Source organism: Roseovarius sp. MMSF_3281, assembly GCF_030733685.1.
Lineage (GTDB): Bacteria > Pseudomonadota > Alphaproteobacteria > Rhodobacterales > Rhodobacteraceae > Roseovarius.
Map to the genome: position 1 here is coordinate 423,053 of NZ_JASHIM010000002.1, position 13,583 is coordinate 436,635.

Sequence of the window (13,583 nt, forward strand, 5' to 3'; positions counted from 1 at the left end):
GGCTCGCCGCAACACTGTCTCGGAGTACGCTGTTCGCCCGCGTAAAAGAGCAGAGTTCACAGAATTGTTCAATGCGTTATTGAGGTTATTGCCGGGTCGTGTGTCGAGGTTGACGCGATTGCCGCGTACCTGCAGCGCTGATCCGGTGCGGACAGTCCGGTGACGATCAGATCGCCGTGCCGGGTGAAACAAGATGGACCCTGTGCGAGACCTCAACCGTTACCGGCCAATCGGATATTGAGTTCGCTCACGGCCTTGAGCGCGCGCGACACCACCGCTGTTACGCTGATTTTCTTGGATAACGCGCGCAGAGCTGTCTGGGTTGCGGTTTTACCGTGCTTGATCTTTCCGCCCGGAAAGTTCCGGTGACCGGCATCCAGTGGATCGGCGCGACGCACACGAAAGACGCGTGCAGTCTAATCCCGTGTCGGAGTCAGCCGGTGCAGCGGGCAATGGTTCGAAATTTTTCAATCTCATCCGCCGATGATGAAGAGGTCGACAGCTATTTTGTCGGGGAAATCGCCGGGGCTGTGAAGCCGCCCGGAGGCCCATAAGGCGACAAGTGAACGTGCGGGGCAGAGGGGCGGCTTTGGTCCTGCTTGGAAGAAACCATATTTACAGCGGTTGGATGTTTCGTTAAGCTGAATAGCATTCATGTATGCTGAACGATAGGAGGTCGCTCATCATACGCAACAAGGGAGGACCTGATGAAAAAAACTATCTGTACTGTGATGATGGCAGGGCTGATGATGACCGGTGCGGCGAAAGCCGAGGACTATGTCCTGACGACCGCATCCACCGGCGGCACATTTCACCCCGTAGGGGTCGCCATCTCGACGTTGAGCAAAGTCAAGCTGCTGCCCTCGGAGGATTTCTCTCTGACGGCGGTGAACTCGGCGGGGTCGGGTGCGAATCTGCAGGCCATGGCGTCCGGAACGGCGGACTTTTCGATCCTGCAGGGGCTTTTCGGATATTACGCGGCGCGCGGCACCGGCCCGCTGAACTCCCCGATGGAGGATATCCGTTCGGTGTCGATGCTTTGGAAGAACGTAGAGCATTTCATCCTGCGTGACAGCCTGGTGGACACCGGGACCGCGGGTGACATCGTTGCCGCCAAGGGCGTGGGCGCGGGCATGGGCGCACGCAACTCGGGCAGCCTTGGATCGGGTACGCTTTTGATGGAAGGGCTTGGCTTGAACGTAGAAGAGGATTTCCAGATGATTTATTCTGGTTACGGTCCGACGCTTGACGCGATGGCCAACGGACAGATCGACTTTGCGTCGATCCCGGCCGGCGTGCCGGCGGGCGCAATCACCCAGATCATGGCCACGAACGGCGATGACATCTCGATCCTGAACGTGACCCCGGAAGAGGCCGAGGCAATGGATGGCGGTCGTGAGCTGTGGACGGCCTATACAATCGCGGCCAACAGCTATCCGGGACAGGACGAGGCGATTGAGACTATCGCGCAGCCCAACTTCCTGGCGGTGAACGACAGCGTATCGGAAGACCATGTCTACAAGCTGACCAAGGCGCTTTACGAGAACCTTCCGTTCTTGCAGTCGATCCATCCGGCGACCAAGGCAATGTCGGTCGAAGCGGCCATTGACGGGCTGCCGACGCCGCTGCATCCGGGCGCGCTGCGCTACTACCGGGAGGTCGGTCTCGAGATCCCCGAGCGGTTGATTCCGCCGGAAGCGAAGGACTGATCGCAAGACGCGGCCGGGGGCGGTTCGCCGCCTCCGGTGCAATGCCGACAGGCCCGGGATTGCCGGTGCCGACGGCCCACGTGTCCCCCGCGCCACCGGATGACAGGAGCGTTGACCATGCCCACCCCGAACGACCCGAACAAAGCCCCGATCGACGCTCCGGAAACCGAGACCGCCGGAGGCGGTGACGGCTTTGATGCCATGCGCGCCTCCGACATTCGCTGGCGGTGGCTCGATCCCGAGCGGTTGGGGCAGGGACCGTGGACCGAACAGGCTGTACGCTGGGCGGTGATTATCTTCGCGTGTTGGCATATCGCCACCAATCTTTTCATCAACGAATCCGGGATCTGGCAGAACGCGCTGCACTTCGGCGGCTTCGGGCTGATCGCGGCCCTGTCGACGGCGCCCCTGCACCGGCTGCGGAACAGCCGGTGGGCGCTGATGCTCGATGTCATCTACGGGTTCGCCATTCTCGCCGCGGCGATCTGGATTGCCTATGCCGAGGACGGCATATACGTGAACTCGATGGCAGAGCGCGGCTCGGGTTGGATCTTCAGCCCGGTCGACTGGATCGCCGGCGGGCTGGTGATATTCGCAGCCATAGACCTGACGCGACGGTTGACCGGTTGGATCATTCCGACGCTGATCCTCATATCCCTGGCCTATATCCTTTTCCTGGGGGCCTGGTTGCCGGGTGTTTTCCGGTCCGCCTCCCTGCCGCTGTCGGATGTGCTGTTCCGGTCGCTCTACAATGACGAAGGCATGTTCGGCGGGATTACCACGATTTCGTCGGCGAACATCACGCTTTTCATGATCTTCGGTGGGTTCCTGATATATTCAGGGGCGTCGGATTTCGTGATCGAGCTTAGCCGGATTGTCGCCTCGCGCCTGCGCGGCGGAGGCGCCTATGTCGCCGTGATCTCGTCGGCGCTTACCGGTACGATCAGCGGCTCTGCCGTGGCCAATACGGCCTCGACCGGGGTCATCACGATCCCGGCGATGACGTCCAACGGCTTCAAGCCGACCTTTGCTGCCGGTGTCGAGGCGGCCTCGTCGACCGGGGGGCAACTGGTGCCGCCGATCATGGGGGCAGGGGCGTTTGTCATGGCGAGTTACACGGGACTGCCTTACAGCACCATCGTTGCGGTGTCGGTTTTGCCCGCCATCCTTTATTTCCTGTCGGTTGCCTGTTTCGTGCGGATCGAGGTCTTGCGGTCGGGTATCCCGGCCGCTGAACCGCGCCCGGTCGACCGCAAGAAACTGGCGGCCGGAGCGTTGAACTTCGTGCTGCCGCTCGGGGTCATGATCTGGCTGTTGATGTCTGGCCGTACGCCGAACTATGCGGCGTCGGTTGCCATCGGGGTGCTGGTGCTTGTCAGTTGGGCAACACCGACGAAGATGACGCCGAAGCGCATCGCGCAGGCGCTGATCTTCGGGATGCGGACCGCGGTGATGACCGCCGTGCTGTTGGCGGCTATCGGCCTGGTGAACAATGCGATCACGACCTCGGGCGTCGGCGGGGCCTTCAGCCTGATGATCATCCAGTGGTCGCAAGGGTCGCTGATGATCGCGATTGCGCTGGTGGCGCTTGCCTCTTTGATCCTCGGGATGGGCCTGCCGGTGACGGCTGCCTATGTCATCCTCGCCATCCTGCTTGCCCCGGCCCTGTCGGGGCTTCTGGCCGACCGGATCGTCATCGATGCGCTGGCGACAGGCGTGAACGATGCGGCCGTGGGCGGGGCGCTGGCCCTCTTTGATCCGGCCCTTCAGGCGGATCTGGCCAATGGACTTGGCCCGGAGCGCGCGGCCGAAGTCGTGAGCAGCCTGCCCATGGAGGTGGCCGCGGTGCTGCGCTCGTCGCTCGTGGATCAGGCCCAGTTGTCGACCTTCCTCCTTATCGCGCACCTGATCATATTCTGGCTGAGCCAGGACAGTAACGTGACGCCGCCGGTCTGCCTTGCGGCCTATACCGCGGCCGGCATCGCGCGGTCGAAGCCGATGGCAACGGGGATCACCTCGTGGAAGATTGCCAAGGGGCTTTACGTCATGCCCTTGCTGTTTGCCTACACGCCGTTGATCTCGGGGGAGCCGATGGAGGCCCTGCGGGTTGCGGTTTTTGCCAGTTTCGGACTTTACGCCGTAACCGCGCTTTTGCAGCGCCATGCCGAAGGGCCGCTGGCGTGGTGGGCCTACATCGGGCTTCTGGCCGGTGCTGCGGGGGCCTTCTTGCCTTACCATCTCTGGGCTAACATCGGGGGTGCTGTCCTGATCTTTCTTACGGCTTGGGGCACGCGCCCGCGAAACCCAATCGGCCAGAGGATAGAAACATGACGGAAAAGAAGAATTCGCCGAAACCCGCTGCGGCCTCGACCCGCGATGCGACGCCGCGACGCGATTCCACCCTTCGCAATGGGCTGCACCTGTTAGAAGCGCTGTCGATGCAGGGCGCGATGAGCCTTGGCGAACTGTCGAGCGTCACCGGGATTGGCAAGGCCACGGCCCACCGGTTGCTGCAAACATTGTCGGAAGAGGGCTATGCCGAGCAGGACGCGGAAACCTCGCGATATGCCGCGACCCTGCGGCTATGGGAGGTGGCAATGATGCGGTCCGAACAACCGGATCGCATCTCGCCCTGCCTGCCAGCCATGCAGCGACTGCGCGACGAGAGCCGGGAAACCGTCATCCTTGGCCTGATCGACGGCGACGAGGTCTTGTACCTGCATCGGCTCGACAGTCCGGAAGCGGTGCGGACCTTCACCCGCGTGGGAGATAGGGCCCCGGCGCATTGCGTGGCCACGGGCAAGGCCATACTGGCCTTTGATCCCGCTGGAGAGGAGCGCTGGAGCAACCTGACACTGGACGCGTTCGGGTCGGAGACGATCACCGATCATGCCGCTTTTGCCGCCGAGATGAGGACCACCCGGGAGCGGGGCCATTCGATCAATCGCGGGGAGTGGCGCGGTGGGGTTCGTGCCATCGGCGCGCCGATCCATGGCTGGAACGGGCGTGTGCGCATGGGGCTGTCCATTGCCGGCCCGGCGGAACGTATGCCCGACGACAGGATCGCGGAGCTTGCTCCGCTGGTGATGAAGGCGGCCGAAGACGCATCGGCCGCATTGCAAGGACGAAAGGACAATCCATGACTAATACGAGTTCACTTCCGCTGGCTGGCGTTCGGGTCGTCGAGATCTGCCAGATCGCGGCTGGACCCTTCTGCGGAATGCTTCTGGCGGATATGGGCGCGGAGGTCATCAAGATCGAACCCCCCACCGGCGATGCCATGCGGGCATGGCCGCCGATTACCGACGGGTACTCGGAAAACTTCGCGTCGTTGAACCGCAACAAGAAATCGATTGCCCTCGATCTGAAGGATCAGCGCGACTATGAAACGGCCCGCGCGTTGATGACGCGCGCCGACGTGGTGATCGAGAATTCGCGGCCCGGTGTCATGGAGCGCCTCAAGCTGGATTACGCGACCGCGAAAGCCTGGAACCCGGCGCTGGTCTATTGCTCGATTTCCGCCTTCGGCCAGACGGGCCCCAAGGCGAAACAGGGTGCCTTCGACGTAACCATGCAGGCGATTTCGGGGATCATGAGCGTGACTGGCCACGAGGGCGTACCGCCGGTGAAATGCGGCGTGCCGATCGCCGATTTCGCCACAGGACTCTATGGCGCGTTCAACGTGGTTTCGGCGGTAATGGCCGCACGGCAAAGCGGCGAGGGCGCCCATATCGACGCCTCGATGCTGGGGTGTTCGCTGGGCATCGCCGCGTTGCAGACATCCGAGTACTTCGGCACCGGGAACGTTCCGCGAAAACTGGGTGCGGCGCATCCGCGTAATTCTCCGTACGAGGCCTATGCGGCGCGTGACACCCATTTTGTCATTGCCGCCGGTAATGACCGTCTTTGGGCGCAGGTTTGCGCGGTCACCGGGCTGGAGAAACTGAAAGACGACCCGCGGTTCCTGACGACCTCTGACCGTGCGGCCAACCAGGCGGAACTGAAACCGCTGCTGGAAGAGCGTTTCGTCAAGGAAGACGCAGAGGAATGGCTGGCCCGGTTCAGCGCGGCAGGGGTCCCTTGCGCGCCGATCAATACCTATCCCGAGGCGCTGGCCGACCCACAGGTCGAAGCGCAGGGCTGGGTCCAGCGTACGGAGCTTCCCTCCGGAGCGGAGATTTCTACATTCGGCCCACCGGTTTCCATGTCGGATCGGGAGTTCACCATTCGCAGCGGCCCGCCGGGTCTGGACGGGGATCGTGACGCGATCCTGGCGGAGTTGGACGCGGAGAAAGTGGCATGACCGACGCCGTGCTTTTGCACACCGATGGTCCCGTCTGGCGCCTGACGCTGAACGCGCCGACCAGCCGTAATGCCTTGTCGCTCGACATGGTCGAGGGCCTGCATGCGGCGTTCGACCGGGTCGAAGCCGAAAAGCCGCGTGGCCTGGTGATCACCGGCGCAGGGCCTGTGTTCTGCGCCGGGCTCGACCTTGCGGGGATCGAGGGCCGGTCGGATGCAGACATGCTTTGGTTGCTGACGCGGATCGAATTGATGCTGCAGCGGCTTTGGACGCTGCCCTGCCGGACGCTCGGCCTGGCGCAGAAGGCGGCGATCGGTGCGGGGGCAGACATCCTGGTTTGTTGCCAGCACCGCATCCTGTCGGATGGCGGGCGTATGGCGTTCCCGGGGCTTGGCTTTGGCATTTTCCTCGGCACGCATCGCCTTTCCCTTCGGATCGGCGAAAATGCCGCTGAGAATTTGCTTTCTGCCGGTGGGCCTGTCGCTGCGGAGGATGCGTTGAAGCTTGGCCTTGTGCATGCCACGCCGGTCGCGCCGGAAGAGATGCTGGAGGAATGGAGCGCGGGGGTGCTGAACCTCGATCCGCACGTGGCGGCGCACCTGTCGACCACGGTCTGCCGGGCCGATCCTGACGCGGATATGGCCGCGTTTGTCGCCTCTGCCGCGCGGCCCGGTCTGCGTGACCGGATCGCCGGGTACGTGGCAGCCCAGAAAGCCGCGCGGCAAAAAACCGACCCCTCAACAGATACTTCGAAACGAAAGGTTCCCTCATGACCGCTTCGGAAAAACTTACCACCCTGGAAGAGATGGTCGCAGCCATCCCGAACGGTGCGTCCATCGGGCTGGGCGGCAGTTTCCTGCATCGTGGCCCCTTTGCCTTCGTCCGGGAGCTGATCCGGCAGGGCAAGCGCGACCTGGAAATCATCAAGGCATCGCCGGGCTATGATATCGACATCCTTTGCCGGGCCGGCTGTGTCTCGCGCGTGCGTGCCGGGATCGTCGCGATGGAAGGCAACTTCGGGCTTGCCGGGGGCTATCGAAAGGCGATCGAAAGTGGCGCTGTCAAGCTGGAGGAACACGCCTGCATGACGCTGACGGCCGGGCTTCGCGCGGCGGGAGCGGGCGTGCCCTTCATGCCGGTCGGTGGCGTTCACGGTAGCCAGATCGCCGAGGTTTCCGGCTGGAAGAAGATAGCGGACCCCTACGGTAGCGGCGAAGAGGTCTGGCTGATCCCTGCAATACGTCCCGATTTCGCTGTTATCCATGCTCATGCCGTGGACCGCGATGGCAATGCCCGCGTCGAGGGGTCGCCGCATTGGGATCGGGCGATGACGCGGGCCGCCCGCAAGGTTCTGGTCACCGCCGAAACCCTTGCCAGGCCCGAAAGTTTCGCGGAGCGGCCGGAGCTGACCCTGGTGCCCGGGTTCATGACGGCGGCCGCCGTACATGTGCCGCAGGGCGCTTGGCCCGGATCGCTCGCCCCGGTCTATGACGTCAACTACGAAGCTGCCGCCCGATATGTCGAAGAAAGCGCCGATGGGTCCATCGCGGAGCACATGGCGGCGGCGCCCGAAGCCAGACAGGAGGAGCCGGCATGACCAGTTACACCCCGTTTTCCTACGTCGTCATAAACCTGGCCCGTTTGATCCGGCCGTCGGAGGTGACCTTTTCCGGTGTCAATTCCACCCTGCCGATGCTCGCCTGCCTGGTTGCCAAGCGGGCCTATGATTTCAACTTCACCTGGCTGAACGTGGCCGGGGGCGTCGATGCGGAACTGGCGGGGCCGGTTCCGCTGTCGTCGGGGGATGCGGCCCTTACCGCGGGCTCGCGGTCAATCTTTGCCAACGAGGATTTCTACGATCTTTGCACGCGCGGCGGCATGGACCTGTGTTTCCTCGGAGCGAGCCAGATCGACGGAACGGGTGCGACCAACAACTCGGTCATCGGCGATTGGGACACCCCCAAGGTGCGCCTGCCGGGGGGCGGTGGATCGGCCGTCATGATGCCGACGCTGAAGCGGGCCGCCACGTGGCGGACGGAACATTCGACCCGCACGCTGGTCGACAAGCTGTTTTTCCAGACGGCGAAGGGCAACCTGCAATCCGTCGTCACCCCGATGTGTGTTTTCGACAAAAGGGAGGGGCGGCTTGCGGTGGCTTCGTACCACCCGGACGTCACGCTTGATGAGATCCGCGCGGCGACCGGTTTCGAAACCGATATCTCGCAGGCCCAGCCAACCCCTGAACCTACCGAGGCGGAATTGGCGGCGCTGAGATCGCTGGATCCTGATGGCACATTCGAAGCCGATGCCGCGATCCGAATGCCGGAGGTGGCCGCATGAATGATTTCGTCACGGCCTTTGAGGCACAGGTGCGTCAACGCGGGAATGCGCCCGCGCTGTCCGCGGACGGGCAGACGATAGGCTATGCCGCGCTGCACGACAGGGTTGTGGCCCGAGCCGGGGCTTTGCTGGCCTCGGGGCCTGTTCCGGGCGACCGGGTCGCGTTGTTGCAGGATCGTAGCGTGGATCTCTGCACGGACCTTCTTGCTTGTCTCTACGCCAAGCTGCCGCTGACCGTTCTGAGCCGGAGCGAGGCGCATGGATCGGTTGTGGCCAAGCTGGAAGACGGTGGTTTCTCGGGGGTGATCTGTGATGACAACAACGCGGAGGCGGCGAAGGTGCTGGCAGAAGCGGCTGGATTGCGGGTTCTGAGGGGTCTTTCGCCGGGAGATGCCGCTGATCGCCAAGTGCACCCGACTTATGGCCCTGAAGAAGAAGCTTTGCTGATCTTCACTTCGGGCTCCAGCGGGCGCCCCAAAGCGGTGCGTCTGAGCCGTGGAAATATCGCCGCCAATACGCGCGGTTTGTCAAAGATAACGCCGGTGGGCGCCGACGACCACTATCTGCACATGATGCCCTTGAGCCATACCAACGGCGTTCTGAACCAGTTGCTCTATCCCTTGATGCGTGGTGCACGGATTACCCTTTTGCCGCGCTTCACACCCGAAACGGCGCTGGAAACCATGGCAGACCTCAAGCCCACGGTTGTCACCGGTGTGCCGACGATGTTCCAGAGATTGCTCGATCACTCGATCCCGCAAGGTGCGACGGACAGGTTGCGAATGCTGCGTTGCGGTTCGGCGCCGCTGGCGGTCGAGACACAGGACCGGATCGAAGCACATCTTGGATGTCCGGTGCTGGTGAGCTACGGGCAGACGGAGTTTACCTGCACGTCCACGGCCAACCCGCCGGGCGCCGCGCGGCGCGGGTCGGTCGGACGCGCGATTCCGGGGGCCGAGGTGGCGATTCTTGACCCTGACGGGAAGACACCCTTGCCGACAGGCAGCCGTGGCGAAGTGGCCTTCCGCGGGCCTTTGACGGCTCTTGGCTATGTCGGTCACCCCCCATTCGATCCGCAGGAGTGGGTCAGATCGGGGGACCTTGGCTATCTCGATACCGATGGCTACCTCTTCCTGACCGGGCGGTTGAAGGAGATCATCATACGCGGTGGTGAAAACCTGGCCCCCGCAAGCATCGAGGATGTCCTTCTTGCGCGCCCGGGTATCCGAGCGGCCTGCGTGGTGCCCGCGCCCCATGCGGATCTCGGGGAAGTGCCGTTTGCTTTCGTGGAAGGCACGAGCCAGATCGAGGCACTTGACGACTTGAACCGAAAGATCCGGGACGAACTTGGCCGCGCGCATTGTCTTGCCGGGATCGAACGCGTGGACCGCCTGCCGGAAAACCATGTCGGCAAGGTTGACCGCAAGCGGCTGACGGTGGAGCTGTCGAACCGCGCGAAGCCTGAGTTGACCAACGGCTGAGGGCGGCGGGTCAGGGCCCCGGACCGATTTTTACCGGGTCAGCCCGCATCGATCAGCGCCAGAAGCGCCTCGACCGCCCGGGTGCGATGCCGTTCCGGATGCGACAGCACGGTGAACGGACGCTCCGGGCGGGGGGCCCATGTCACGCGACGCTGATGGACTGCGCCATCTTCCGTCAGTGCGTCGACCACCCGTCGCGACACCATGGATACGCAGTCGCTGCCCGCCACGGCGGAGAGGACAGCTTCGTTGGACGGGATCTCCAGCAGAACCGTCAGGTCGTCCCGGCTCAGCCCCATCTGGGAAAGGTGGACCTCGACCTCGGAGCGTGTGCCGGACCCTTCCTCTCGCATCACCCAATCGAGGTTGCGATAGGTTTGGGCTGACATCCCGCTCCGGGTTGCCGGGTGTCCGCGTCGCATGACCAGCACGAGTTCGTCGCGCGCCACCACCCGTGTACGAAGGTCGCCATGCGCGACCTCGCCTTCGACGAAACCCAGGTCGGCTGCGCCGTCGGCCACGGCCCTGGCAACGCTTGACGTGTTGCCCACGCTCAGCCGCACGGAAAGATCGGGGTGTGCCTGCCTGAGCCGCACCAGGACCGGCGGCAGGAAATAGGTTGCGACCGTCTGGCTGGCCTCGATCCGCAGTCGGCCTCGCGGCCGCGCAGAGAGGTCATCGAGGATCAGTTCCGCGGTCTCGGCCTGATGCAGAACGCTTTTGGCCGCAGGAACGAATCTGCGGCCAGCTTCGGTGAGGCTGATGCCGCGCCCGACGCGGTCGAAAAGCTGTACGCCATGCTGGTTTTCGAGCGCGCGCAGGGCGGCCGACACGGCGGATTGAGTCATTTTCAGCGCATCCGCCGCGCGGGTGACATGGGCGCGTTCGGCGACCTCAAGGAATATACGGAGCTGGTCCAGGGTCAATCATCAGTCCAATCGATCAATATGTTCGATATTAGTTAATTTAACGAACAATGCAATTCGGGCAGTTTGCAGGCGCAGAACCAAGGAGAAACACCATGCAAACCCTGAGCCAGCGCGCACTGCCCGTTCCGCTTCAAGGCCTTTACGCGTATTTGCCCGGATTGGCGCTTGTCGGGGCGATCACCGCCATCGCCACACTTGTCCAAAGGGCGACCGGGCTGGCGGCGCTCAGCCCGCTGGTTGTTGCACTGTTGCTCGGCATCGGTTGGCGTGTCGCGGTGGGCAGCCCGCCGTCGCTGCAACCCGGTATCCGCTTTGCCCTCAAGCCGGTCTTGCGTATGGCGATCGTATTGCTGGGTCTTCAGGTCACGGTCGGTGAAGTGTCTTCCCTGGGCTTGCGGGGTGTTGTCGCTGTCACGGCGACGCTGGCCGCGACGTTTACGTTCACCTGCCTGCTTGGTCGTGCGCTGGGTGTGGAAAGCCGCCTTGCACAGTTGATTGCCGCCGGGACGTCCGTGTGCGGCGCTTCCGCGGTTCTGGCCTGCAATACTGTTACACGCGGGTCGGACGAAGACGTGGCCTATGCCATTGCCTGTGTTACGTTGTTCGGGACGAGTGCCATGTTGCTGGGGCCGATGGCGGCGCATGTCCTGGAACTGACGCCTGAAACCTACGGTTTCTGGGCGGGCGCGACGGTGCATGAGGTGGCCCAGGTCGTGGGCGCAGCCTTTGCCATGGGGGAAGAGGCCGGCCATGTCGGCACGGTGACCAAGCTGACTCGGGTTATTCTGCTTGCTCCCCTGATCTTGTCGCTGGGTATTCTGCAATTCCGAGGAAATGGGCAGCGCGCCTCTGGCTCGAAGCTTCCGATCGTGCCGTGGTTCGTGCTTGGGTTCGTCGCGCTTATGGGGGTCAATTCCATGGTAAGCCTGCCGGTGGGGCTGCACGACGTCATGGTTACGCTTACGGCGTTGATGCTGACGGCGGCGCTGGCGGCGATGGGGCTGGAAACCGACTTGCGGCGTTTGCGCCAGAAGGGCCTGCGCCCACTGGCCCTTGGTGCGTCGGCCTGGATATTCATCGCGACCTTGGGGTTGGCCTTATCGCTTTGGGCCATGGCGGGATAAGCTATACTGGATGAGTCCGTAAGCTGAGCTTCTGCCCGAGGAACGGACAGTGATGGTCTGGATGCCCCATCGTACCCATGTAGGGCACCCTTTCATTTGCCTGCCGGGTTTGGGAGTTATCAGGGGGCGTGTATCGCCTTGAATGTAACCCCATTTCCCTGCGCCGGTTACAGCGGGAAATCCATCAATGGTGTGTCCTTGCGCAGGTAAAGCGGGTGTTTGGCTGACCCGTCCTTGTTGAGGCCCAGACAGCGCAGCGGTTTGTCGGTGTCGGCCATGGCCTGGATCACGGCCTTGGTCAGGGGGGTAAAGCGTTTGTGCAGCTTGCCATAGGCCATGACGATGACCTCGGCCTCTTTCGCCATTTCGACAAGGGCCGGGATGTTCGCGGGGCTAGAGGCCAGATCGGGATCCGCGGGAATATCCTTGGGCGAGGTGGCCCGCCAATCCAGCACATTGCCCTTGAGGTAGCGGGTAAAGCCCCAATCCTGCGCGAAAATCAGTTCACGGTGGCAGGTCGGGTCGGAAACCTCGGCCGCGGCAACCGAGGGGTTCATACCGATGAACAGGATCGCACGGGGGGCTTGCCCTGCTGGCGTCCAGTCGCGGGTAAGTGCCTGCCGATAGCGGCCGCAGTCGGAAAAGGTGGCGGTGCCTGTCACGCCTTCGGGCAGTTTCAGGCGGACCTTTCCACCCGGATCATGCGTGCCTGCCCCGGTCATTGGTTGAACACCCGGCTGGGGTGCAATTCCCCGGCCTTGAAACGGCCCACGGCAACGGCGCGGCCATCATGGACGGCCCAGCATTCCTCGCCGTACTCCACGTCATGGGCCACGACCATGCCGGGATTGCCGTTTTTCAACTTGGCAAGCCCTTGGTCGGTTGCCGTGACGCGCGGCAGATCGGAAAGGCCTTCTTCCAGTGGGTGCAGGTGGGTGTCCAATACGGGGCTATGGGCCATGTCGTCGATCTGTTCGATGGTCAGGCCATCCTCGGCCCGGAACGGACCGGACCAGATGCGGCGCAATTCGCGCACATGGCCGTAGCATCCCAAAGCCTCGCCCAGATCGCGGGCGATGGCACGCACATAGCCGCCCTTGCCGCAGGTCATTTCAAGCGTGACGTGATCGGCATCGGGGCGGTCGATCAGCAAAAGCTCCTCAACCCAAAGGGGGCGGGCCTCGACCTCGAACTCCTCGCCGTCGCGGGCGCGCTTGTAGGCGCGTTCGCCGTCGATTTTCACGGCCGAATATTTCGGCGGAACCTGCATGATCTCGCCCACGAACCGGCCCAGGGCATCCTTGATCGCGGCGTCATCGGGGCGCGTGTCGCTTTTGGCGGTGACCTCGCCCTCGGCGTCATCGGTGTTGGTGGCTTGGCCCAGGCGAACGGTAAATTCATAGGCCTTGAGCGCATCGGTGATGTAGGGGACGGTCTTGGTTGCCTCGCCAAGGGCCACGGCCAAAACCCCTGTCGCCTCGGGGTCCAGCGTGCCTGCATGGCCGGCCTTCTTGGCCTGAAGCGCCCAGCGGACCTTGTTGACCACCGAGGTCGAGGTCATGCCGGCGGGCTTGTCGACAATCAGCCAGCCGGAAATATCGCGCCCTTTGCGTTTGCGTGCCATGGTGCCTGCCCTTTGCCCAAGATGAAGGCGGCGGGGTAGCCCAAGGTTCGGGCGCTGTCAATTCAGGCTGTGG

The 13,583-nt window shown here is 63.3% G+C and carries 13 protein-coding genes; 9 read left to right on the forward strand and 4 right to left on the reverse strand.

Features of this window, described 5'->3' with window-relative positions; all coding sequences use genetic code 11:
- Window positions 1–212: 212 nt before the first annotated feature.
- On the reverse strand, window positions 213–398 hold the full coding sequence (locus tag RBB32_RS04720; RefSeq protein ID WP_306151526.1) for an NUDIX hydrolase: 186 nt from the start codon (window positions 396–398) through the stop codon (window positions 213–215).
- 309 nt (window positions 399–707) lie between these two features.
- Between RBB32_RS04720 and RBB32_RS04725 the strand changes: the two genes are divergently transcribed.
- The 8 genes from RBB32_RS04725 to RBB32_RS04760 all read left to right on the forward strand — a co-directional run bounded on the left by RBB32_RS04725 (window position 708) and on the right by RBB32_RS04760 (window position 9,833).
- Window positions 708–1,709: a TAXI family TRAP transporter solute-binding subunit gene (locus tag RBB32_RS04725; RefSeq protein ID WP_306151527.1), complete on the forward strand. Its 1,002-nt coding sequence runs from the start codon at window positions 708–710 to the stop codon at window positions 1,707–1,709.
- 117 nt (window positions 1,710–1,826) lie between these two features.
- Window positions 1,827–4,040, forward strand: coding sequence for a TRAP transporter fused permease subunit (locus RBB32_RS04730; RefSeq protein WP_306151528.1), 2,214 nt, complete (start codon window positions 1,827–1,829; stop codon window positions 4,038–4,040).
- Complete coding sequence (locus RBB32_RS04735) at window positions 4,037–4,852, forward strand: IclR family transcriptional regulator (protein ID WP_306151529.1); 816 nt, start codon at window positions 4,037–4,039, stop codon at window positions 4,850–4,852. Before RBB32_RS04730 ends, RBB32_RS04735 begins: the two co-directional genes overlap by 4 nt.
- Entirely contained in the window at window positions 4,849–6,012 is a 1,164-nt protein-coding gene (locus tag RBB32_RS04740) for a CaiB/BaiF CoA-transferase family protein (protein ID WP_306151530.1), read from the forward strand. The genes RBB32_RS04735 and RBB32_RS04740 overlap by 4 nt, the downstream gene beginning before the upstream one ends.
- Window positions 6,009–6,785, forward strand: a complete 777-nt coding sequence (locus RBB32_RS04745; protein WP_306151531.1) for an enoyl-CoA hydratase/isomerase family protein — start codon at window positions 6,009–6,011, stop codon at window positions 6,783–6,785. Before RBB32_RS04740 ends, RBB32_RS04745 begins: the two co-directional genes overlap by 4 nt.
- Entirely contained in the window at window positions 6,782–7,609 is an 828-nt protein-coding gene (locus RBB32_RS04750) for a CoA transferase subunit A (protein ID WP_306151532.1), read from the forward strand. Before RBB32_RS04745 ends, RBB32_RS04750 begins: the two co-directional genes overlap by 4 nt.
- On the forward strand, window positions 7,606–8,352 hold the full coding sequence (locus RBB32_RS04755; RefSeq protein ID WP_306151533.1) for a CoA-transferase subunit beta: 747 nt from the start codon (window positions 7,606–7,608) through the stop codon (window positions 8,350–8,352). The genes RBB32_RS04750 and RBB32_RS04755 overlap by 4 nt, the downstream gene beginning before the upstream one ends.
- Entirely contained in the window at window positions 8,349–9,833 is a 1,485-nt protein-coding gene (locus RBB32_RS04760) for a class I adenylate-forming enzyme family protein (protein WP_306151534.1), read from the forward strand. The genes RBB32_RS04755 and RBB32_RS04760 overlap by 4 nt, the downstream gene beginning before the upstream one ends.
- A gap of 38 nt (window positions 9,834–9,871) precedes the next feature.
- Here the strand turns inward: RBB32_RS04760 and RBB32_RS04765 are convergent, their stop codons facing one another.
- Window positions 9,872–10,759, reverse strand: coding sequence for a LysR family transcriptional regulator (locus RBB32_RS04765; protein ID WP_306151535.1), 888 nt, complete (start codon window positions 10,757–10,759; stop codon window positions 9,872–9,874).
- Window positions 10,760–10,854: 95 nt separating this feature from the next.
- Between RBB32_RS04765 and RBB32_RS04770 the strand changes: the two genes are divergently transcribed.
- Window positions 10,855–11,886 (forward strand): YeiH family protein, encoded by a 1,032-nt coding sequence (locus RBB32_RS04770; protein ID WP_306151536.1) that lies wholly within the window; start codon window positions 10,855–10,857, stop codon window positions 11,884–11,886.
- A 167-nt stretch (window positions 11,887–12,053) separates the two neighbouring features.
- Here RBB32_RS04770 and RBB32_RS04775 read toward each other — a convergent pair whose 3' ends face one another.
- Both RBB32_RS04775 and truB read right to left on the reverse strand, forming a co-directional pair.
- The gene (locus RBB32_RS04775; RefSeq protein WP_306151537.1) at window positions 12,054–12,608 is read right to left on the reverse strand and encodes a DUF1643 domain-containing protein; all 555 of its coding nucleotides are present in this window, start codon (window positions 12,606–12,608) and stop codon (window positions 12,054–12,056) included.
- A complete protein-coding gene (gene truB, locus RBB32_RS04780) occupies window positions 12,605–13,510 on the reverse strand; it encodes a tRNA pseudouridine(55) synthase TruB (RefSeq protein WP_306151538.1) in 906 nt (301 codons plus the stop codon). The genes RBB32_RS04775 and truB overlap by 4 nt, the downstream gene beginning before the upstream one ends.
- Window positions 13,511–13,583: the final 73 nt, after the last annotated feature.

Bases quoted from the DNA above. Each gene is read 5' to 3' on its own strand.
- RBB32_RS04725 (WP_306151527.1), top strand. From the start codon at position 708: ATGAAAAAAACTATCTGTACTGTGATGATGGCAGGGCTGATGATGACC.
- RBB32_RS04730 (WP_306151528.1), top strand. From the start codon at position 1,827: ATGCCCACCCCGAACGACCCGAACAAAGCCCCGATCGACGCTCCGGAA.
- RBB32_RS04735 (WP_306151529.1), top strand. From the start codon at position 4,037: ATGACGGAAAAGAAGAATTCGCCGAAACCCGCTGCGGCCTCGACCCGC.
- RBB32_RS04740 (WP_306151530.1), top strand. From the start codon at position 4,849: ATGACTAATACGAGTTCACTTCCGCTGGCTGGCGTTCGGGTCGTCGAG.
- RBB32_RS04745 (WP_306151531.1), top strand. From the start codon at position 6,009: ATGACCGACGCCGTGCTTTTGCACACCGATGGTCCCGTCTGGCGCCTG.
- RBB32_RS04750 (WP_306151532.1), top strand. From the start codon at position 6,782: ATGACCGCTTCGGAAAAACTTACCACCCTGGAAGAGATGGTCGCAGCC.
- RBB32_RS04755 (WP_306151533.1), top strand. From the start codon at position 7,606: ATGACCAGTTACACCCCGTTTTCCTACGTCGTCATAAACCTGGCCCGT.
- RBB32_RS04760 (WP_306151534.1), top strand. From the start codon at position 8,349: ATGAATGATTTCGTCACGGCCTTTGAGGCACAGGTGCGTCAACGCGGG.
- RBB32_RS04770 (WP_306151536.1), top strand. From the start codon at position 10,855: ATGCAAACCCTGAGCCAGCGCGCACTGCCCGTTCCGCTTCAAGGCCTT.
- RBB32_RS04775 (WP_306151537.1), bottom strand. From the start codon at position 12,608: ATGACCGGGGCAGGCACGCATGATCCGGGTGGAAAGGTCCGCCTGAAA.
- truB (WP_306151538.1), bottom strand. From the start codon at position 13,510: ATGGCACGCAAACGCAAAGGGCGCGATATTTCCGGCTGGCTGATTGTC.